This window comes from Alishewanella jeotgali KCTC 22429, from assembly GCF_000245735.1.
Classification (GTDB): Bacteria; Pseudomonadota; Gammaproteobacteria; order Enterobacterales; family Alteromonadaceae; genus Alishewanella; species Alishewanella jeotgali.
Map to the genome: position 1 here is coordinate 139209 of NZ_AHTH01000005.1, position 21114 is coordinate 160322.

14 protein-coding genes are annotated in these 21114 nt (G+C 51.8%); 7 read left to right on the top strand and 7 right to left on the bottom strand.

The window, feature by feature from the left end:
- Positions 1–259: 259 nt before the first annotated feature.
- Positions 260–1276 (top strand): IS110 family RNA-guided transposase, encoded by a 1017-nt coding sequence (locus tag AJE_RS02230; protein ID WP_008949462.1) that lies wholly within the window; start codon positions 260–262, stop codon positions 1274–1276.
- A gap of 306 nt (positions 1277–1582) precedes the next feature.
- Here the strand turns inward: AJE_RS02230 and AJE_RS02235 are convergent, their stop codons facing one another.
- The 4 genes from AJE_RS02235 to AJE_RS02250 all read right to left on the bottom strand — a co-directional run bounded on the left by AJE_RS02235 (position 1583) and on the right by AJE_RS02250 (position 9821).
- Positions 1583–2143 (bottom strand): TMEM165/GDT1 family protein, encoded by a 561-nt coding sequence (locus AJE_RS02235; RefSeq protein ID WP_008949463.1) that lies wholly within the window; start codon positions 2141–2143, stop codon positions 1583–1585.
- Between the two features lie 253 nt (positions 2144–2396).
- On the bottom strand, positions 2397–5519 hold the full coding sequence (locus AJE_RS02240) for an efflux RND transporter permease subunit (RefSeq protein ID WP_008949464.1): 3123 nt from the start codon (positions 5517–5519) through the stop codon (positions 2397–2399).
- Complete coding sequence (locus AJE_RS02245) at positions 5516–8749, bottom strand: efflux RND transporter permease subunit (RefSeq protein ID WP_008949465.1); 3234 nt, start codon at positions 8747–8749, stop codon at positions 5516–5518. Before AJE_RS02245 ends, AJE_RS02240 begins: the two co-directional genes overlap by 4 nt.
- A 13-nt stretch (positions 8750–8762) precedes the next feature.
- Complete coding sequence (locus AJE_RS02250) at positions 8763–9821, bottom strand: efflux RND transporter periplasmic adaptor subunit (RefSeq protein WP_008608082.1); 1059 nt, start codon at positions 9819–9821, stop codon at positions 8763–8765.
- A 318-nt stretch (positions 9822–10139) separates the two neighbouring features.
- Between AJE_RS02250 and AJE_RS02255 the strand changes: the two genes are divergently transcribed.
- From AJE_RS02255 to AJE_RS02265, 3 genes are all read left to right on the top strand, one after another.
- Positions 10140–11600 carry an OmpP1/FadL family transporter gene (locus AJE_RS02255; RefSeq protein ID WP_008949466.1) on the top strand — a complete coding sequence of 487 codons (1461 nt, stop codon included), beginning with the start codon at positions 10140–10142 and terminating at the stop codon, positions 11598–11600.
- 167 nt (positions 11601–11767) lie between these two features.
- Entirely contained in the window at positions 11768–12358 is a 591-nt protein-coding gene (locus AJE_RS02260) for a DUF4136 domain-containing protein (protein ID WP_008949467.1), read from the top strand.
- Between the two features lie 112 nt (positions 12359–12470).
- Positions 12471–13229: a pseudouridine synthase gene (locus AJE_RS02265; protein ID WP_008949468.1), complete on the top strand. Its 759-nt coding sequence runs from the start codon at positions 12471–12473 to the stop codon at positions 13227–13229.
- On the opposite strand, the gene AJE_RS02270 is transcribed toward AJE_RS02265, so the two are convergent.
- A complete protein-coding gene (locus AJE_RS02270) occupies positions 13201–14412 on the bottom strand; it encodes an MFS transporter (RefSeq protein ID WP_008949469.1) in 1212 nt (403 codons plus the stop codon). The genes AJE_RS02265 and AJE_RS02270 overlap by 29 nt on opposite strands.
- Before the next feature lie 222 nt (positions 14413–14634).
- Here AJE_RS02270 and AJE_RS02275 point away from each other — a divergent pair, with 222 nt between their 5' ends.
- Positions 14635–15702 carry an alkene reductase gene (locus AJE_RS02275; RefSeq protein ID WP_008949470.1) on the top strand — a complete coding sequence of 356 codons (1068 nt, stop codon included), beginning with the start codon at positions 14635–14637 and terminating at the stop codon, positions 15700–15702.
- A gap of 431 nt (positions 15703–16133) precedes the next feature.
- Here the strand turns inward: AJE_RS02275 and AJE_RS02280 are convergent, their stop codons facing one another.
- On the bottom strand, positions 16134–17150 hold the full coding sequence (locus tag AJE_RS02280; protein ID WP_008949471.1) for an IS110 family RNA-guided transposase: 1017 nt from the start codon (positions 17148–17150) through the stop codon (positions 16134–16136).
- Positions 17151–17442: 292 nt separating this feature from the next.
- On the opposite strand from AJE_RS02280, the gene AJE_RS02285 reads away from it, so the two are divergent.
- A complete protein-coding gene (locus AJE_RS02285) occupies positions 17443–18786 on the top strand; it encodes an MFS transporter (protein ID WP_008949472.1) in 1344 nt (447 codons plus the stop codon).
- A gap of 282 nt (positions 18787–19068) precedes the next feature.
- On the top strand, positions 19069–19656 hold the full coding sequence (locus AJE_RS02290) for a DUF5610 domain-containing protein (protein ID WP_008949473.1): 588 nt from the start codon (positions 19069–19071) through the stop codon (positions 19654–19656).
- A gap of 74 nt (positions 19657–19730) precedes the next feature.
- On the opposite strand, the gene paeA is transcribed toward AJE_RS02290, so the two are convergent.
- Positions 19731–21014 (bottom strand): polyamine export protein PaeA, encoded by a 1284-nt coding sequence (paeA, locus tag AJE_RS02295; protein WP_008949474.1) that lies wholly within the window; start codon positions 21012–21014, stop codon positions 19731–19733.
- Positions 21015–21114: the final 100 nt, after the last annotated feature.

Genomic DNA, 21114 nt, shown 5'->3' on the forward strand with positions numbered 1-21114 from the left:
TTGGTTTAGCCGATTATTACCCACCCTGCTGAATGCCACCTGAAGCCGATAAACCTCGCACATAGCTAACTAGACCGGTACCTGTGCTTACACAGGTACCGGAGACATGTGGAAAACTTTAATGCACAGGTACCGGAGAATAATATGAACGCCTCCACTAAAGCGTCAGGGGCGTTTATCTGAAAGGATGGATACCCCTGGTCACGGCATCGTGTGCCAAAATGGTCGTTATTAACGACAGACAACAGGGGTATCCGAGATGAAGCTTAATGTATTTGGTGTTGATATTGCAAAAGATGTTTTCCAAATTCACTGGGTCGACAAAGCTGGTAAGGCGCGCTCAGAGAAAGTGAAACGACAACATTTTCTGGAATGGTTCAGCAATAAAGCCCCCTCGTTAATCGCGATGGAAGCCTGCAGTGGTGCGCATCACTGGGGTCGTTGTTTTCAGCAAATGGGCCATCAGGTAAGGTTAATTGCCGCGCACAAGGTTAAACCCTTTGTTATCGGCAATAAGAATGACATGGTGGATGCACAGGCCATTTGGACCGCGGTACAGCAACCGCAGATGCGGTTTGTGGCGGTGAAAAGTGTGGAGCAACAAGCGGCGTTATCAGCTCATCGGATGCGCGAGTATTTAGTGAAAACCCGCACCGGTAGCATCAATGCGATAAGAGGGTTTTTAGCCGAGTTTGGTATTGTTATTGCCAGAGGACGGACAGCGTTTAAACGTGAGATTGCCGGCTGTTTAGAAACCTTATCGCAGACGGTCCCCAAGGAATTTGCCGACAGGATGTATGAGCGGGTTGCGTATATCCACAAGCTTGATGACGATATTGCCGGGTTAGAGCAACATATTACGGCTTATTTTAAAGGCTGCCCACAATGTCAGCGGATAGCGAAGGTACCGGGCATTGGTGTGTTAAGTGCCACCGCCATCGTGGCGACAGTAGGCGATGTTAGTCAGTTTAAATCAGGCCGGGAGCTCTCCGCCTGGTTGGGCTTAGTCCCGAAACAAACCGGCTCAGGCGGCAAAGTGAAGCTCCATGGTATCAGCAAGCGAGGCGATACCTATGTACGCACCTTGTTGGTACACGGCGCCCGCTCGGCCATCACGCACAGTAAACATCCCAGTGAGTGGCTGCAGCAACTCTTGGTACGCCGGCCAAAGAATGTGGTGCTACTGGCTTTAGCCAATAAAACAGCCAGAGTTGTTTGGGCATTGTTAAGCAAAGAGGCGGAGTATAGCGAAACACAGTATTCGCAAGTCAGTTAGCTTAATCAGGTTAAGCAAAACGATTAACAACGCAAAGATAAAACAAGTTTAGCGCGAAGCTATTCGCAACCGTTTGTCAGGGCGCCTGACGTGTAATGAAATTGGTAAGACCATACTTTAGCAGCCTGGCCACACGAAGGGTTTAAATACCGACCGGAGAATAAGGACTAAAGTCGCGGAAATCATTAGGGTCAGCGGGGGCGCGCCCCGCATTAATAAGACCGGATATAGAACCGCAGCCCATCCAAACTCAGCACACGTTAAAAACCCTTGCAAAGGAGGCGTTCATATAGTGGTGTGGATAAACTAGCTGCTGATAATGGTAGCGATACCGAGCAATATAAAGATTGCACAGGCGCTGCGTCGTGCCCAATCCAGCGAAACTTTTTGCAGTAACCAGCTACCGGCATAGACCACCGGCACGTTGGCGGCCAGCATACCCAGTGTCGTGCCCCAGATCACCATCCAGACCGCATCGTCAAACGCCGCCGCCAGGATCACCGTTGCCACCTGAGTTTTGTCGCCAATCTCGGCCAGGAAAAACAGTACACAGCTGGCAACAAAGGCGCCGTATTTTAGCATGGCAGTATCGTCGCTATCGTCTTTATCCGGGATCAGCAGCCATAGCGCCACAGCGATAAAAGAGCCTCCTAACAACCATGGGCCCCAACCGGCAGGGATAAACTGCGCCGCCCAGACACCTAACCAGGCTGATGCCGCATGGTTTAATAAGGTCGCGACCAGAATACCGGCGATAATGGCGGTTTTATTGCGAAAACGCGCAGCTAAAAACAGGGAGAGCAGTTGAGTTTTGTCACCGATTTCAGCAATGGCGACAGCGGTAAAAGAAGATAGTAAAGCGTCCATAACATCCTGCATTAGCGCGGGATATTATCGACAAAAGATAAGAGCTGACTCCCGCTTTCGGTCAGTGTCTTATCTTAAGTCTCATCACACAAGCCCGGAGAGTTGAGCTTGCTGCCTATACCATGTTCATGCGGCACAAGTATGTTGATATAGGCGCCTTACGGCCGATTACTCCCTTAAAGAGGCGCGCAGTATAACTGCTGGCGGCAGAAAAGCCAAGCCTGGGCCCGGGAGCGATTCCCGGGCCCGGCTATTAAGCTTGACGCAATAAACGCCGCTGCCACAAACCGCTGCGGGCCAGTAAGCGCCCTGTTGCGGTACGCAGTTTTACTAAACCATAGTAATTAAGCGGCACCAGCAATAAGCTGGTCAGGGTGGAGAACAACAAGCCACCAATAATGGCAATCGCCATCGGCGCGTAGCTTGGGCCATTACCACCAATGGCGGTGCCACCCAGCGCCAGCGGTACCAGCCCCAAGACGGTGGTCGCAACTGTCATCAGAATAGGCTTTAAGCGTGCGGTACAGGCTTCGATAATCAGATTTTTCAGCGGCAGATCCGGCATTAACGCCCGATCCTGATTAATGCGATCAACCAGTACTATGCCGTTATTCACGACGATGCCCATCAGTACCAGCATGCCGATCATCCCCATGACCCCAAGACCAGTGCCGGTAATAAAGAAGGTCCAGAACACCCCAACAAAAGAGAATAGCAAGCTGCCAATCACCGCATTGGGCATTAACAAAGACTCAAACAAGGCCGCCATCACAATATAGATCATCGCTAATGCCAGCAGCATATTCACCAGCATCACCTGCTGCTCCTCGTTCTGGCGGGTAAAGCCGCCCTGATAGGACCAACGATAACCATCCGGCAGTTGCACCTGCTGCATCAACTGGCCAATCTCCTTACGCGCCTGATCCATACTGATATCTTTTTGCAGTGACAACTGCAAGGCGACACCGGTTTCGCGGTTAAAGCGACGGATCGACTGCAGCCTTGGCACCACTTTTAGCTCAGCCAGCTGCGACAGCGGAATACTGACACCGGCCACCACGGCAACCGGTAAGTCGGCTAATTCAGACAAGGAGCGGCTAATGCGCTCGTCATAAATCAGCCGGATCTGCAGCTCACCCTGCTCGGCACTGCGATAGGTCCGCAGATTCACGCCCCGAAGCGATAAGGCGATACTTTGCGCTACCTGATTGGCCGAAAGCCCTAAACGCTCCAGCTCTGGGCGATTAAACAAAATCTGCACTTCCTGCTGCCCACGCGCCAGATCCGAGCGTACCTCTGCTACAGCCGGTAAGCTTTGTAGTGCCGGCTCCAGCTCCGCAGCCAGCTCCAGTAAGCGCTCAGTCGAGTTACCCAGTAAATGCAGCCGCAGCCCGCTATTGTCACTACCAAAGCTAAAACTCGGTCTGGCGCGTACCAGCGGTGGCCATTCCTTGCGAATTTGCTCCTTCAGGCTATTTAGATCAACCGGTAAATCTTCTTGCAGCAAAATGATCGAAATAGCATGCCCGGAGCGGTAATAGCTATATACCGACTCGATATAGAACTCTTCCTTGCGGCTATATAAAAAGGCCTCCATCGCTGACACCTCAGCGCGCACCTCTTCCAGGTTATAATTTCCCTGGATGTTATAGTTTAAAAACAGCCGGCCACGGTCTTCTTCATCTTCATTACTGCTGCCAATTTGCAAAAAGGGTGGTACCGCACTCAGTAATACCAGCACTGCCAGCAGTGTTGCAGTTTTAGGCCAGTGCATCACCTTGGTCAGCAGCCGCCGATAGCCGCGATCCAACACTGAGCCTTGCGGATCACTGACCGGCTGAACTTTAAGTTTGGTGGTCAGCAAAGGGATCAGCGTCAGGGATAACAGCAGCGAGATCGCCAGACATAAGCAAATGGCGATAGCCACATGCTCGAGGAAAATGGTCAGCTGCATCTTCTCACCGATAATATTCGGTAAAAATACGATGGCGGTGGTCGCGGTGCCGGCCAGCACCGCCAGCCCAACCCGTTTCACACCACGCTCGGTTGCGGCACGCAGATCGCCGCCCAGTGCCCGCTCGCGGAAAATGCTCTCAGTCACCACAACAGCGTTATCGACCAACATACCGATCGCCAGCATCAGGCCCATCATACTGAGAATATTCAGGCTGTAGCCCATAAAATACATGGCACCCAGCGCAATCACGATTGCCGCTGGCACCGACAGCACTACAATCAGCGTGGTCGTCAGATGTCGCAGGAATAAATACAGCACAATAAAAGACAGCAAGGCACCGATAGCACCGGCTTGCAGCAAGTCGCTGAGCGATTTAGTGACATTGTCAGCCAGATCGTCCATCACATACAGGCTGATACCATTAAAGGCCGGGTTGGAATCGGCGGCGGCTACCACCTGCATCGCGGCTTTGGCTACCTCGACCAGATTCGCGCCAGACTCTTTGTAAACGTTCATCCCCACTGCATAGGTCTGGTTTAAATGCCGGCCGTCTTCGCGTTTTGGCAGCTCCAGTTCAACACTGGCGACCTCGCGAAGTTGCAGGCCCGGCCGGATCGGCAAGGCGGCAATTTCCGACAGCTCTTTGTACTCACCAAGCGGTTTTACCAGCACACTTTGCTCGCCGTTGCGCAGCTCTCCGGCACTTAAAGCAAAGTTGCTGCCACGTAACTGATTTAATAACGCCGTAGGGTCAACCTGCAGCGCCCGCATCCGATCCGGGTCCAGGCGGATAATCACCTGGCGCTTTTCTACCCCATAAAGCTCAACTTTGGAGACACCCGGTACCCGCTCCAGCGGCCGTTTTATTTGTTGTTCCAGCAAGTCATAAGCCATCGCCAGATCGCGCTCAGAGGAGATCCGCAACTGGAATATCGGCATATCGCTGGTGTTAAACTGGAATACCAGTACCCGCTCTACATCTGCCGGCAACAAGTGGCGCACCGTATCCAGCCGCTCCCGCACTTCCAGACTCTTACTGCTGATATTTTCACTCCAGCGAAACTGCAGTGAAATATCACCACTGTTTTCATTGGCAAAGCTACGCAGCTCTTTAATACCACTGACGGTCGCCAGTGCCTCTTCCAGCGGCCGGGTGATCAGCCGCTCCACTTCAGCTGGTGTGGCATTCGGATAAGGCACATTGACGTACAACTCCGGGATATCAATGCCAGGAAACATCTCCAGCGGCAGCAGCCGACTGGCTAAACCACCGAATAACAACATGGAGATAAACAGCATACAGATGGTCACCGGCCGGCGCAGTGCCACCCGGGTTAACCAGATTGGCTTTTGCTCATCCGCTGCCGCTCCGGCGTGATTGGTGCTGGTTTGCGTCTCGTCTAAAGGCTGTTGGCTCATAGCGTTGCCTCCTGCTCTACTGCCACTGCCTTATCCCGTTGCAGGCTATACAGCACCGGAATAAATACCAGCGTTAACAACGTGGCCAAACTTAAACCAGCGATCACTGTGATCGCCATCGGGGCGCGGATTTCACTGCCCTCACCGGTGCCCAGTGCCAGCGGCAGTAAGCCCAGTACTGTGGTCAGGGTGGTCATTAACACCGGGCGCAACCGGCTTTGCCCCGAGGCAATAATGGCCTCCTGCAGCGCCAACCCTTCAGCACGCAGCTGGTTAATGCGGTCAATCAGGACTATGGCATTGTTGACCACGATCCCGGCCAGCATAATTAAACCGATAAACACAATCACCGACAAACGGGTATCAGTAAGCCAAAGCCCCAGCACGGCGCCTGCTCCCGCCAGCGGCACCGTAAACAGGATCAACAAGGGTTGCAGCAGATTTTCAAACTGCGATGCCATCACCAGATAGACCAGGAATACCGCCAGCAGTAAGGCAAACATTAATGAGCTGTACGCCCGCGCCATCTCTTCACTTTGCCCCATCACCAGCGCCTGTTGGCCCGGTAATAAAACTAACTGTGACAGTGCGGCCTCGGCGGCGGCCGTCGCCTGCTCCAGATCGCCATAAGCCAGGTTGGCCGTCACCAACGCCACCCGCTGCTGGCCCACCCGGGTAATTTCACTGGGGCCGACTTCGCGACGAATTTGCGCCACCGCACTTAACGGTAAGGGTTCAGCTGCACCAGGATTAATAATCAACTCGGCCAGCTGCAATTCATGCTGACGGTACTGCTCATCCAGCCGCACCCGGATATCAATTTTGCGATCGTGCAATGAGTACTGACCGGCCACTTCACCACCGATATAGGTGGCAACGCGGCGTGCGACCTGCTGCGCCGTCATCCCCAGCTGCGATAAGCGGGCATGGTCAAAATACAGGGTCACTTCCGGCTGACCTGGTCTTAAGCTGGATTTAATATCGGTAAAACGATTATCCGCCTCCAGCAAATTAACCAGACGTTCGGCAGACTCAGACAACTGGGCCAAATCATAGCCACTGATCTCAATCTCCAATGGCGTACTGAAACTAAACAATTGCGGCCGGTCAAAGCGGCTGGTTACCCCTGGCAGCAATGCCAGGGTGCGGCGTAATTCTTCCTGCACCAGGGCTTCATCGTCAGCATTGCTATGCTCTGCCATCACCACATGCAGGCGGCCCCAATGGCTGCCGCCGATCGCCGGATCCACTGACATCTGGGCGCCGGTACCGGCTAAACCATAGCTGCGTTCTACCACCGGATACTGCTTCAGTTGCCCGGATAATTGCTTTAACAAGGTATCGGTTTGCTCAATAGCTGTCCCGACCGGTAATTGCACATCGACATAGAACTCGCCCTGACTCAGCTGCGGGATCACATCCGCACCCAAGCGCGGCAACAGGCTAAAACACAGCGCCGCAGCGGTTAGCGTTAAAGCCAGGGTCAGCGTTTTGGCGGCCAGCGCAGCACGCAGCAAGCGCAGGTAGAGTGCTTCAATTGCCTTTAACAGCCCCTGCACCAGCAATACCGCCGGCCGGAATAACCAGTAAGCCCCCTTGGCAATGGCTTTGCCCAGCACGCTTAGTAACGTCAGCAGCGCCAGCACTGAAAGATGTAGCAAACGCCCGGCCGCCCGCAGCGGCAACAGCGGCCAGTGATACCAGCGGCTGGGTCTCAAGGAGGGTAAAGGCGTGATCTCGGTTGCTGCAGCGCCTTTTTGCCAGGAGCGCGCGGCCATGGTTGGGATCAGAGTTAACGCGACAACCAAAGAGACTAACAAGGCAAAGGTCACCGTCAGCGCCTGATCGCGAAACAGCTGGCCGGCAATGCCTTCGACAAATACCAGCGGGAAAAATACGGCTACGGTGGTCAGGGTGGAGGCCGTGATCGCCATCGATACTTCACCAGCGCCCCTGCGCGCCGCGTCTTTCGCCGGCATGCCCTGCTCTTTATAGCGGGCAATATTCTCCAGTACCACAATGGCATTATCTACCAGCAAGCCAACTGCCAGCGCAATACCACCCAGACTCATCATATTTAGCGTAATATCCTGACCGTACATCAGATTAAAGGTGGCGATCACTGACACCGGGATCGATACCGAGATAATGACCGTCGCCCAGACATTACGTAAAAACAGATACAGCACCAGCATCGCCAGAATACCGCCGATAATACCGGCCGATTTCACGTCGCTGATCGCTTGTTTAATAAATTGCGACTGATCATAGAGCACATCCAGCTGATAACCGGCTGGCAGCATCTTTTTCAATTCGTCGAGACGGGATAACAAGCCTTCGGCGACCTTTACCGTATTGGCATCGCCTTCTTTATAGATCGCCAGTTCAATGCCCTGAGCGCCATTGATATAGCTGATACTCTGCCGATCGGCAAAGGCATCCTTGACCTGTGCCACATCCTTTAACCGGATCTGACTGTTACCAACGGTAGCCAGATACAGATTTTCAATTTCCGTTAAATTAGCAAACTGATTTATCGTCCGCACCAGATAATCATAGGCCGGAGTTTCCAGCCGGCCACCGGCCAGGTTGATATTTTCGGCTTTTAAACGCTGGGTGATCAGGCTGATATCCAGCTGCAACTGGCTGAGTTTTTGCGGGTCGACCAGGATTTGGATCTCCTGAGTTAAACCGCCATCGGGCCGCACGGCGGCAATACCCGGAAACGACTCCAGTTTGCGGCGGAATTCTTCTTCGGCGAAAGTGCGCATTGCCACTAAGTCAGCCTGGTTCATCTCCGGCTTGGACAGCGATAAGCGTACTACCGGATCTAAATTAGGGTTAAAGCGCAATAACAACGGCTTTTCGACATCCAGTGGCAGGAACAGGACATCGAGTTTCTCCCGCACTTCCAGCAAGGCCAGATCCATGTCAGTGCCCCAGTCAAATTCCAGCACGACGTCAGAGCGACCGGCACGGGAAACAGAGGTGACTTTGCGCACGCCTTTGACGATACCGAGTGCTTCTTCTACCGGCTTACTAACCAGTTGCTCCACTTCGGCCGGTGCGGCACCGACGTAGGTGGTGCGCACCGTTAAACTGGGATAAGACAAGTCAGGTAACAAATTAACCGCTAACCGACCTACTGACACCATCCCGAACAGCAGGATGGCAAGCGTGAACATCCAGACCGTGACCGGACGGGCCACGGCAGTTTCTACTAATTTCATCTTCTCGTCCCTGTCAGAATTCGCGCTCAGATACGACTTTGACCAGGCTTTGCTCTTTTAACGCAGCATGCCCTGCCACCACGACCTGCTCTCCGGCTTCGACGCCGCTGATAATTTCCACTACGTTATCGGCAGTGTAGCCCAGGGTCACCGGCCGGCGTACAATACGGCTCTCGGCATCCAGTACCAGTACGCCCGGCAGATTATCCAGTGTCAGCAATGCCCGCTTTGGCACCAATAACGCGTTGTCACGGGTATCAAATTTAATTTCTACCTGGCTAAACATCCCCGCTTTTAACTGGCGCGCGCTGTTATCAATTAACAAGGTGGTACGCACTGTGCCTGAACTGGCATCCACCACCGGCGCAACCCGGCTTACCGCCGCCTTAACTTCCGGCACACCGGCAAAGCTCAGCACCGCCTGTTGTCCGGCTTGCGCTTGCAGCACTTGCTGCTCAGGTAAATGCACAACGGCTTCCAGCTCGGTTTCGCTAACCAGATGAAATAACGAATTCGGCGTCAACTGGCTGATCAGTTGGCCGGCCTTAACATAACGACGGGCCACAACACCGGCGATTGGCGCGCGAATTTCGGTTTCCCGTAAATTCAGCTCTGCCAGCTCAACTGCAGCCTGCATTGCCGCAACCTGCCATTTTAATTTTTCATACAGATCGGCACTGACCAACTGGCGCTGATGCATTTCGGTCATCCGGGTCAGCTCTGAACTTAAGCGACCTAATTCCGCCCGCTCTTTCGCCAGTTGGTGACGCTGCCGCTCATTCTCCAGCACCGCCAGTAATTGTCCGGCCTGTACCTGATCGCCTTCTTCAACCAGGATTTTCTGCACCAGCCCACTGCTTTTCGCCATCACTTCGGCTTCAGCACGGGCCGTTAAGGTGGTGGTGGTACGGTAGCTACTGCTGATGGCGCCATTTTTCGCCACAGAAATTTCTACCGGCACAGCGACTTCAGTCGCAGCGGTGGCATTAATACTACTTTGCGCTTTATTACAACCGGTTAAGACTAAGGTACTGCACAGCACGGCGGCCGCAAGCGGCATTATCGTTTTCATTTTCGTGTTCCTTGCATAAAGGGCTGATTTCAACCCGTTACTGTTAATCTGACGCTTTCTAAATTGCAGCCACTATGCCAATAGTTTAATAGATTTAAGATCAGCTACTTAGCTTTAAATTGTTACAAATCACGACAATTGAAACACCAAAAAATAGTAAAAAACACCACCTTTTAGGCAAAAAAATTTATTCGTCGTGAGCCTTTGCCACAGCCAGACTCATCAGACCAGAACATCGCAAACCCACGTTAGAGTCTGTACTCTAAATAATAATCGTTCTATACTGCGCCCCCTTTGTCCCAACAAGGTGTACAACTTATGCTAAGAAAAACCTCGGTCGCCATTGCCGTTTTAGTGGCACTGAGTAGCCTGACTGTGCAGGCGGAAGGTTATAAATTACTGGAGCAGTCGGTCAGTAGCATGGGCAATGCCTATGCCGGTCGCGGTGCACAAATTACTGATGCGACATTGGTTTATTCCAATCCTGCTGCCTTAACCGAGCTTAAGGGCGAGCATTTTTCCGGTGGCTTAAACCTGATCCATGCCCGTACCCGCTACAGCGATGCCCAGGCGGTGAATGCCCGCGGCCTGGAGGTGACAGGCAGGGATCACGGTAAGGTATTGCTAACCGAAGTGGTGCCTTTTGCCTTTTATAGTCAGCAACTGAACGACAATTTAAGTTGGGGCCTCGGCTTTTATGTGCCCTTTGGCCTGTCTTCCAACTACCAGCAAGACTGGGTTGGCCGCTACTTTGCCGATGAAACGGCAGTTCAGGTCTTAAGCCTGCAACCGGCACTCGGTTACAAATTAACTGACTGGCTCTCAGTAGGTGGCGCCATCAGTCTGAACCGCGCTGAAGGCACCTTATCCAAATACAAAGATCACTCAGGTTTGTGTGAACTGGGTAGCGGTATTGCGCAGCTGGCCGGGCGCGATCTGTCTAACGCCGCCTTTTGTGACAGTCATTATGAAGTCACAGGCAGTGACGTTAGCCTGGGATATACACTAGCCCTGCATGCCGAGCCGCTAAGCGGTACCCGGCTGGCGCTGATTTACCATTCAGCGGTCCGTTATACCCTAAGTGGCGACTCCGAAATTACCAATACCCCTATTACGGCAGCCACGGCGGGCAATACCCCAGGGCTTATCAGCGTTGCTCCGGGCCTGCCATTGGTGGATGCCAGTACCGGGCGTTTTGCTGCCCGCGACTTGCTGACGGAACGCAGCAAACTGGCGCTGACCACACCTGCGACCCTGACCTTTAGTCTGGATCAGCAGCTTAATGCCAAACTCAGTGTACAGGGTAGCCTGCTATGGACTGGCTGGAGTGTATTTAAAAGTATCGATATCGTCAGTAAAGATGCTAACCCCAGTATCTCCCTCAGTACCGGTGCCCAGTTAGGTGGCATGGGTTATATTGGCTATATCCCGGAATACTGGCACGATACCTGGTCTTTTTCGCTCGGGGCAACTTATCAGTATCAGGCTGATTTAACATTACGTGCCGGCATCGCCTATGACGAAAACCCGATCCGCACAGTTCACAAAACAGCACGGATCCCAACCTCAGATCGGGTCTGGTTAACCACAGGGTTAACTACCCGGCTCTCTGCCCAGAGCACGCTGGGTCTGGCCTACGGCTATATGTTTATGGATGATGTCGCCATTAATGAGTTTGAGTATGGTGTTGCCGATAACCGGCTGAATCAGGCCAATCTGCAGGCAAACTACCGCAATAAAGCCCATGTGCTGGGTGTGCAGTTTAACTATCAATTCTAAGGCGTTCTGCCTTTTTATTGCCCGCTGGCTTTCAGCGGGCGTTCACGCCCTTTTACTAAACTATTCTTATCGATAGCAGTCAAATTCAGGTACACTGCTACCAGATTGATCTGCTGCAGACCAAAGGCCGTTCAATAGCCAAAGGCTGTATTACCGGGGGTCCTATAATGAAATTGTTGCCAACCGCTTTGTTACTTTGCGCCAGTTTAATGCTGGTAGCCTGCGCCGGCAGTCCGCGTCAGGCCAATATCGATTATGATCGTAGCGTCAATTTCAGCCAGTACCAGCGCTTTGCTTTTTATCAAGCAGCGCCGGCAGAAGGCGAAGAGGCCGCCAAGCCAGCCTATGATCCGCTGCTGGAACAACATTTTAAAACTGCTATCAGCCGTGAAATGACCGCCCTGGGTTACACACTGGACGAAACCGCCCCGCAGTTACTGGTGAACTACCTGACCAATGTTGAAAACCGCCAGGATGTGCGCAGCTCGCCTTTTAGTGTTAACACCGGTTTTGGCTTTTTTGGCCGTAACAGCGCCTTTAGTGTTGGCTTTCCGCTCTATGGCGGCGTCGAAAAAGTCGACTATAAAGTGGGCTCAGTATTAATCGAAGTGATTGATGCCTCAGCCAATAGAGTGATCTGGCAGGGTATGCTGGAAGGTCGGCTATCCAACAAAGCTATGCAGCAACCGCAGCAGGCGATCAACGACACCGTTAATCTGATTTTTCAGCGTTATCCAACCAGACTCGTCAGTCAGTAACTGACTTCGCAAAAAAAGCGGGGGCCAAAGGCCCCCTGCACTCAATCGCAGAGTAATATCCAGGAAGGAAGGTATAACGGCTACGATTATCCGTTAGCAGCATGGCAGTTTTATGACGATTAGCTTGCAGAATAATGAATTCGACGCCGCAGCAACGGGCAGTGCAACCTCAGCAGATGGCAAACGCCTGGCGCTGCTGATTGCACAAAGTGGTTTATGTTCGCGCAGGGCAGCCAGCCGGTTAATCACAGCCGGGCGGGTTAGCGTCAATGACCAGCCGGCCAGCCATACCCTGCACCTGCCCGATGCCAGCACCATCTGTGTCGATGGCAAACCCTTACCTACCCCGGCCAAACTGAGCTATTACCTGTACCATAAACCTGTAGGTATTGACTGCAATATCCGCCCCGAAGATCCGGCCAGTATCGCGGCGGTACTTCGCGATTTACCTGCCAGGCTCTACCCGGTTGGCAGGCTGGATAAAGACTCGCGCGGCCTGCTGCTACTAACCAATGACGGTGCCCTGACCCAAAGGTTATTACATCCGGGTGCCCAAAAGGCCAAAACCTATTGGGTTGAGGTGGATAAACCTCTTAGAGCAGATCTCAGTGCTCGCTTTGCAGCAGGTATCAGTTGGCAAGTCGGGCCGCATCGCTACCAAGCCCAGCCCTGCCAGGCGCGGCCGCTTAGTACAAACCGTTTTGAAGTTATCTTATATGAAGGCCAGAACAGGCAAATTCGTTATATGTGCCGCGAGCTTGGTTATCGGGTACAGGATCTGTGCCGGGTGGCTATTGGTAATCTGGCGCTTGGCAGCTTAGCAGCAGGCGAGCTGCGACCGCTTAGTGCTGCCGAGCTGGCATTGCTGTAGCAGAGGGTTGCCGCTTAAGTCGCCATAGCAGCAGACAAAGTAATAACGTCAGGCCATACATTAATACCGACCCGATCACCACGCCCAACCACTGCCCTGCCTGCCAGAACGGCTGCAGATATAAAGTCCCCGAGCTGGCGCCCAGATAGTAAAACACCAGATAAAGCGCACTGGCGCTGGCCTTAGCACGGAGCGCATGTTGACTAACCCAGCTACTGGCCAGTGAGTGACATAAAAAGAAGCCAAAGGCACTGATAAAAAAGCCTGCGCCAATCAGCACTAAGCTTTGCCCCAGGGTAATGACCGACCCCAGCATCATAATCAGAATACCGGCCGCCATGGCGCCGGGTGCAGACAAGCGCGCCGCAATTTTTGCCGATAATGCTGAGCCGACAGTGCCTGTTAAATAGGTGACAAACAGCAAGCCAATCAGACTACTACTCAGGGAGAACGGAGCTGCCGCCAGCACGAAAGCGATATAGGTATATTGATTTAAAAACACCAGAAAATTCAGGCCGCCAATCAAGTACACCAGCAACAACAACGGCTGGCGCAGATGAAACAGGTTATCACTCAAGGCTTGTTTCAGCCGGAATGGTTGGCGCTGAAATTGTAACGAGGCAGGTAAATAGCGCCATACCAGCCAGCAACTCAGCAAACCCAGCAGCGTCATCGGATAGAACACCCACTGCCAGTGACCAAGATCGGCCATGGCGCCCGATAATAAGCGGCCGCTGATGCCGCCCAGCGAATTGGCACTGATATAAAGCCCGACCGCACTGACCAGCGCTGGCTTGCTGTACTCTTCGCCCATCCAGGCAATGGCAATGGCCGGCAGGCCACCGAGAAAGAGCCCCTGCACTGCGCGCCAGAACAACAACGCCTGAAATGACGCGACCTGACTGAGGATCAGCGTACTGACTGTCATGCCAGCCAGGGTGATTAACAGCAGTTTTTTACGCCCCCAGGCATCAGACAACGCGGCATACACCAATAACGACAAGCCAAGGCACAGAGTACCCATGGTATAAACCCAGCTTACCGTTAACGCCGATAGCTGAAACTGTCGGCTTAACTCCGGCAAAAGCGGTTGCATCAGATGCAAATTGGCAAATACCGCAGCGGCAGCCACACAAAGCGCCAACACACTGCGATAAAACGCTGCCGATTTATATTCAATCAAAGCCGGTGATCCTGTTTCTACTCAGAGCCTTATTGTAACCGATCCCGGGCACCGTCGGATGCGTAATGGCAAAGTTAGCGCCAATATCGACTTAAAACCCAGTCCAGGCTGAAAAGTGCAGAAAATCGAAAGATTAGTTGGATTTATTGCACTGGTCTTACCGCAACCGCGACCATATCTAACCCGGACTGTAATTAACAACCCTAAACTAACCGGAGTGCTATGAATACCGTATTCTCACCAATAAAACTGGGCGCTGTGGCGCTAAAAAACCGCATCCTGATGGCACCCTTAACCCGCTGCCGCGCTACCCTGGACCACTACGCCACCGAACTGATGGCCGAGCATTATGCCCAGCGTGCCAGTGCCGGTTTATTAATCGCGGAAGCCACCATGATTGCGGAAGGCAACTCTGCATTTTACCGCGAACCCGGCATTTACTCGGCTGCGCATGCCAATGCCTGGCGGCAGGTTACTCAGGCTGTACATGCACAAGATGGTAAGATTTTTCTACAGCTTTGGCATGGCGGCCGCGCCTGCCACCCGGCCTTAAATAACGGTAAGGTGCCGGTTTCAGCAGGCACCAACGCCATCGACGATTACACTCACACGCCGGAAGGTAAAAAAAGCTACACCGCGCCGCGGCAATTACCCACTGCTGAAATTGCAGAGGTGGTCGAGCAATTCCGCCAGGCGGCGATCTATGCCAAACAAGCCGGCTTTGACGGTGTAGAAGTGCATGGCGCTAACGGCTATTTAATTGACCAGTTCCTGCGTGATGGTATTAATAATCGCACTGACCGTTATGGCGGCAGTCTGGAAAACCGCGCACGCTTTTTAATGGAAGTGCTGCAGGCGGTCATCAGTGTCTGGGGTGCCGATCGGGTGGGCCTTCGCTTATCACCGCTAAACAGCTTTAATAGTGCCAAAGACAGTGACCCTATTGGCCTGATCAGCTATCTGGCCAAAGCATTAAGCCCATTAAAGCTGGCTTATCTGCACCTGATGCGCGCCGACTTTGCCGGCCTGCAATTTGGTGATGTCGTGAGCGCTGCCCGCGCTCATTATCAGGGGCAACTGGTGGTAAATATGGGCTATGATCTGGCTGAAGCCAATCAGGTAATTGGTCTTGGCAAAGCTGATGCGGTAGCTTTTGGCAGTGCCTTTATCGCTAACCCGGATCTGGTCGAGCGGCTGGCACAAGGCCTGCCATTGGCCCAGCCCGACGTTGCCACCTTCTACACCCACGATGCTAAAGGCTATACCGATTATCCCCGCGCCAGCGCTTAAAGCTTAAAGCTTAAAGCTTAAAGGATGGGGTCATAAAGGATGGGGTCACCCATTAGCCTCTCGGTGTCAATAGCGTAACCAAACCCGCGCGCACGCAAGTGCGCGTATCTTTTATTCCTTGTAAACCAATAACCCTCGCATTTTAGTTCTCGTTGGTGGTTGCGATATATCGCTCCAGTCACCCATCAGGATCAAGGCTCTGGACTCACTGCGTCCGGCCCCTGGCTACTTGTAGCCCCAGAAAACCCTCTGTTCTCCCGCCTGTCCAAGTGATGCAGCTTTTGCTGCGACAGAATCATGGTTTTAAACCAACCCCTTGATGGCTCAGGCAGCAGGCGATGTTACGGCAAACAAGGTGAAACAGCGTAGCAGTGCAATCAGATCTATGGTTTTACCAACCCCAAATACGGCATCAGCTACGCTGGGTAAACTCAGTTAAAGGCGCGCTTCACATCAAACTCTACCCCGTCTTTTAGCATGTTGTAGCAGGCTCTGGCCAGTTTGTGTGCCACGGCTTTCATCGCGACAACCTTTAAATTTTTAGCGCATTTACGTTGGTAAAATCGCTTGATTAATTCATCCGAGCCAATCGCAAAGTGCGCGGCCTCCATAAAAGCCCAGCACAGGTAACGGTTGCCACATTTGCGATTTCCTTCACCCTTTTTCTTACCGTTTGATTCGCGTTTTGACGTGACCATCCGGGCGTAAGAAGTAAAATTGCCGCAACTGTCAAACCGCGTAATATCACCGGTTTCCAGACAAATGGTCATCGATAAAATATCGCCAATCCCAGATACGGTTTTAAGCAGCTGAAAATCCTTGCAAGGCTTAAGTTGGCGTAACAGCTCAGCTTCTACAGCCTGAATTTGCTGTGCTAACGCTTGCATCACAGTCCAATTCGCCTGCAACGCCAGTAACTGCTCTGGCAACAGGGGCAGTGCGGCCACTTGCTCCGCTGTCCATGTTTTAATAGTGTAGCTTGGTGTATCCCGGCCTAAATTGCGCATCAATAAATTCTTGATAGACAGCAGCTGGGTGGTCTTTTGCCGTACCAACTGCGCGCGTTTACGTGCTAAATCACGCAGAGCACGAGGCTCTTTCGGATAAATATAGCCACAGGGCAACAGGTCTATTCGCAGCAAATGCGCCAGGTGTCTGGCATCGGCGAAGTCACCGCTGTATTTAAGGCCATCATAGACCACCACTGCCGCGGTGTTGACCAGACGAACCTCATAACCTTCCGCTTGCAGCGCATCGACCAGCCAATACCAGTTAAACGTTGATTCAACAGCAATAGTGTCAATCTGCTCTTTATACATGGCAAGTACCCCGAGAATAACCTGCGCATCATTCGGTAAACGCTTGGAATAAATGACCTTATCGTTTTTATCAATAATTACTAACACAGAATTATTGGAATGCAGGTCAATACCGACATACAATTTCATACGGCCTCCTTGGAAATAGTTTTTTTCGACGTCAATCAAAAAATAGCTATTAACTCGGAGGCCGTCTAAGGGCCGCTTAGGCTAATGATTATCAGGTCTTGCTTTTTGCTTATAAAGCAAAAAGCAAGACCTGACCCCAATTCCGACCCCAATACCCATGACCCCAATTCCCAATTCCGGCCGGCTTGCAGCTGGCTGTCAGCTCGGGTACAGTTATCAGGTCAAGAATGGGGTGAGATCGGCAGATCTGGCCCCTTTTTACCTTTATATACTAATAACGAGAAATGACTTTATGCATGATGCATCCTGGCGGGACTTACCCCCGCCCACGCCCTTCTATCGCTGGATGGTGTTGCTGTTTGTCAGCCTGGCGATGTTTGGTAACTACTATATCTATGACTCCTTATGGCCTATTGTTGACTTACTGCGCGAACAGCGCGGTTTTAGTTATCAACAAATTGGTTGGCTTTCTACCGCCTATAACGTCGCTGCGCTGCTGGTATTACTGGCCGGTGGCTATCTGATTGACCGCTGGGGCACCAAAAGGGCTATTACACTATTCGCGCTCATTTGCTTATTTGCGGCCATCGTAACTGCCTGGAGCCCAAACTTTGAAATGATGCTAGCCGGCCGTTTTTTACTGGGCCTGGGAGCAGAACCGCTGATTGTAGCGGCCACTACTGTGCTGGCGAAATGGTTTAAAGGTAAGGAACTGAGCTTTGCCTTTGGTATTAACCTGTCGATTGCCCGCTTAGGCTCGACTGCCGCCGATTGGTCGACCGGTTTTGCCAGCCCGCTTTACGCCAACTGGCAAGATCCATTATGGCTGGCCACTGCGGTAGCCGGTATCTCGGTAAGTGCCGCTATCCTGTACTGGATTTTAGAGCGCCGCGCCGAAGGCCGTTATAGCCTGGGTGTAGCGGAAAATAACGAAAAACTGGAATTTAAAGGCCTGTACAGTTTTAGTGCCTCTTACTGGTATGTGGTCGCGCTGTGCGTCGTGTTTTACGCCACCGTCTTTCCGTTTCGCAGCTTTGCCATCGACTACTTTCAGCAGGCGCATGGTCTCGACCGCGAAGCTGCCGGTATTCTCAGCAGCATTCTGCCAGTCTCCGCCATTATCGCCACGCCACTATTTGGTCTGTGGGTAGACCGTATTGGTAAGCGCGCCCTCTTTATGGCTGCCGGCTCACTGGTGTTGTTGCCACTGTTCTTAATTGTCACCTATGCACCGGCCGGCCCGCTGGTCGGTATCAGTATTCCATTTATCGGCAGTGCTATTGTGCCATTGACCTTACTGTTAGTGATTACAGTACTGGGTATCGTTTTCTCGCTGATCCCGGCGGTAATGTGGCCGTCTGTCGCTTACATCGTCGATGGCCGCCGCCTGGGTTCTGCTTATGCGCTGATGACGTTCTGTCAGCAAATTGGCTGGGCAATAGTGCCGCTGACTATCGGTTTCTTAAACGATCGCTTTTTGGCCGGGCCAGAAAATATTGCTGGCTATACTCCGGGTATGTGGCTGTATACGGCGCTGGCGTCACTGGGTTTATATTTCTCTTATAAACTATGGCGCACCGAACAAGGGCCTACAGGTCATGGCCTGGATAGTATTACCAGCAAAAGTGCCGGTTAACGCTGATTAAGCAAAGGGGCTGGGGTCTAGGTCTTGCTTTTTGCTTATAAAGCAAAAAGCAAGACCTGACCCCCTACATACTGTGATGGTTAGCCTTCAAATCAACTAACCCTATTAGATCAAAGTCCTGGATCGGCGTCCAGGACTTTGTCAGCAGTCTGAGGGAGCGAGTAACGCTCCCTTTTTTTATTGTCGCAGCACAAAAAACAAGCAAAAAAAGCTAAAGTTTAATCACGGGCAGCCGTTAACCCGTTAAGGCCAAAATGTAACAGGAGCGCCCAGATGAGTACCATTAAACCGGATGTCGCGGTAAACGCCAATCGGCCTGGCGGTTATAAGACCGAATTACCAGGTACAGCGAACGCAAAAGCCCAGGAAAACTATAGCCAAATGCTGCAAAAAACTAATAAACAGCAGCAAAATATGGCGATCCTGCAGGCAAATGAAAAAGTAGCACTGCAAAGCGGCAATAATTCGCTTAGCTTGTTATACAAAACGGCGCTGGAAGGCATTAATAAAGAGTTAGAGCCGATCTTTGGTAAGAACGCAGCACAAAAAATCTACGACTCGGGTATCGACACCTCACCCGAAGCCACAGCCGGGCGTATTGTTGGCTTTGCCACCAGTTTATTTGCCATATACCAACAACAACGGCCATCGAATGATCAGGAACAGCAGCTGAATGATTTTATGGACGTGATTGGCAAGGGTATCGAACAAGGCTTCGCCGACGCTATTAAAATTCTTGAGGGTTTACAGGTGTTTAATGGTGAAGTTAAAAGCGGCGTCGACACAACTTATGATTTAGTGATGCAGGGCCTGCAAAGTTTCCGCGAAAAAATGCTGGAAAGCATTACCAAGCCTGAATAGTGGGTTGGGCTAGGGGCTGGGGTCAGGTCTTGCTTTTTGCTTATAAAGCAAAAAGCAAGACCTGACCCCAGAGTTTACTCTATCCGCGTGACTAACAACTGGTCGATTTTGTAACTGTCGATATCAACCACTTCGAACTTATAGCCGCCATGCAGCACAAAGTCAGTGCGTTTTGGGATCTTACGCAGGCTATACATCATAAAGCCAGCAATGGTTTCGTAATTTTCCGCATCAGGGAAGCTATCAATGCCCAGTACCCGCATAACATCCGCTAGTGGTGTTAAGCCTTCCACCAGCCAGGAGTTGTTATCCCGAGCCACGATTTGATCTTCTTCTGAACTCACCAACTCACCCATCACAATACTCATCACATCTTTTAGCGTGATAATACCGACCACCAGTGCGTATTCGTTCAGGATAATCGCAAAATCGATACCTGCCGATTTAAAATGTTCCAGCACTTCGTACAGTGACAAAGTATCCGGAATAATCAGTGGCGCCCTGACTATACCCTCTTTGCTCAAAGAAATGGGCTGGTCATGTAGCACCTGCATTAAAATGTCGCGAGTATCAACATAACCAACTACCTGATCCAACACCTTGTCGCATACCAGAAATTTGGCATGTGGATGCTCAGCAATCTTGGCTTTGATATTGTCTTGTGATTCATCTTTAGTGAAGAAAATCAGGCTCTCACGCGCGGTCATCGCCGACGTAACGGTGCGTGACTCCATATCAAACACGTTTTCCAGCAGTTGATGCTCGTGCTCCTGTAATACCCCTGCTTGAGCACCAGCGTCCATCATTGCCATAATATCGTCCGGCGTAATGTCATCTTTGCGCATCGTCGGCACTTTAAACAAACTAAAAATCAGGTTTGCCAGACCATTAAATAACCATACAAAGGGCCGCAAGATCACCAGTAACATTAGCATCGGCGATACGATACGCAACGCGATTTGCTCAGGCGCAATCATCGCTAGGCGCTTAGGCATCAGATCGGCAAATAAAATAAACAAGGACGTGACAAAAAATACCGAAAAGGTAAAGGCCGCAGGCTGCACCCAGGGCTCTGAACTAATTAATGCCAGCAAGCTGGAAAAATAAGGCGTAAAAGCCGATTCACCAAGAATGCCACCGAGGATCGCGACGGCATTTAAGCCAATTTGCACCACCGTAAAAAAGTTACCCGGATGTTCCTGCAACTGCAGCACTTTTTCCGCCCGCACATCGCCTTCGGTTGCCAGCATTCGCAGCCGCATCTTGCGCGAGGCGGCCAAGGCAATTTCAGAGATCGAAAAAAACGAACTGGCAGCCACCAACAAAAACATCACCAGCAAGTATTCAAGGGTTGTCATAATTAATCCGCTACAAAAAAGATTGGGGTTGTGGGGATGGGGTCAGGTCTCGTTGGGAATGGGGTCAGGTCTTGCTTTTTGCGTATAAAGCAAAAAGCAA

Excerpts from the sequence above, each read along its gene's own strand:
- AJE_RS02230 (WP_008949462.1), top strand. The coding sequence starts at position 260 with ATGAAGCTTAATGTATTTGGTGTTGATATTGCAAAAGATGTTTTCCAA.
- AJE_RS02235 (WP_008949463.1), bottom strand. The coding sequence starts at position 2,143 with ATGGACGCTTTACTATCTTCTTTTACCGCTGTCGCCATTGCTGAAATC.
- AJE_RS02240 (WP_008949464.1), bottom strand. The coding sequence starts at position 5,519 with ATGAGCCAACAGCCTTTAGACGAGACGCAAACCAGCACCAATCACGCC.
- AJE_RS02245 (WP_008949465.1), bottom strand. The coding sequence starts at position 8,749 with ATGAAATTAGTAGAAACTGCCGTGGCCCGTCCGGTCACGGTCTGGATG.
- AJE_RS02250 (WP_008608082.1), bottom strand. The coding sequence starts at position 9,821 with ATGAAAACGATAATGCCGCTTGCGGCCGCCGTGCTGTGCAGTACCTTA.
- AJE_RS02255 (WP_008949466.1), top strand. The coding sequence starts at position 10,140 with ATGCTAAGAAAAACCTCGGTCGCCATTGCCGTTTTAGTGGCACTGAGT.
- AJE_RS02260 (WP_008949467.1), top strand. The coding sequence starts at position 11,768 with ATGAAATTGTTGCCAACCGCTTTGTTACTTTGCGCCAGTTTAATGCTG.
- AJE_RS02265 (WP_008949468.1), top strand. The coding sequence starts at position 12,471 with ATGACGATTAGCTTGCAGAATAATGAATTCGACGCCGCAGCAACGGGC.
- AJE_RS02275 (WP_008949470.1), top strand. The coding sequence starts at position 14,635 with ATGAATACCGTATTCTCACCAATAAAACTGGGCGCTGTGGCGCTAAAA.
- AJE_RS02280 (WP_008949471.1), bottom strand. The coding sequence starts at position 17,150 with ATGAAATTGTATGTCGGTATTGACCTGCATTCCAATAATTCTGTGTTA.
- AJE_RS02285 (WP_008949472.1), top strand. The coding sequence starts at position 17,443 with ATGCATGATGCATCCTGGCGGGACTTACCCCCGCCCACGCCCTTCTAT.
- AJE_RS02290 (WP_008949473.1), top strand. The coding sequence starts at position 19,069 with ATGAGTACCATTAAACCGGATGTCGCGGTAAACGCCAATCGGCCTGGC.
- paeA (WP_008949474.1), bottom strand. The coding sequence starts at position 21,014 with ATGACAACCCTTGAATACTTGCTGGTGATGTTTTTGTTGGTGGCTGCC.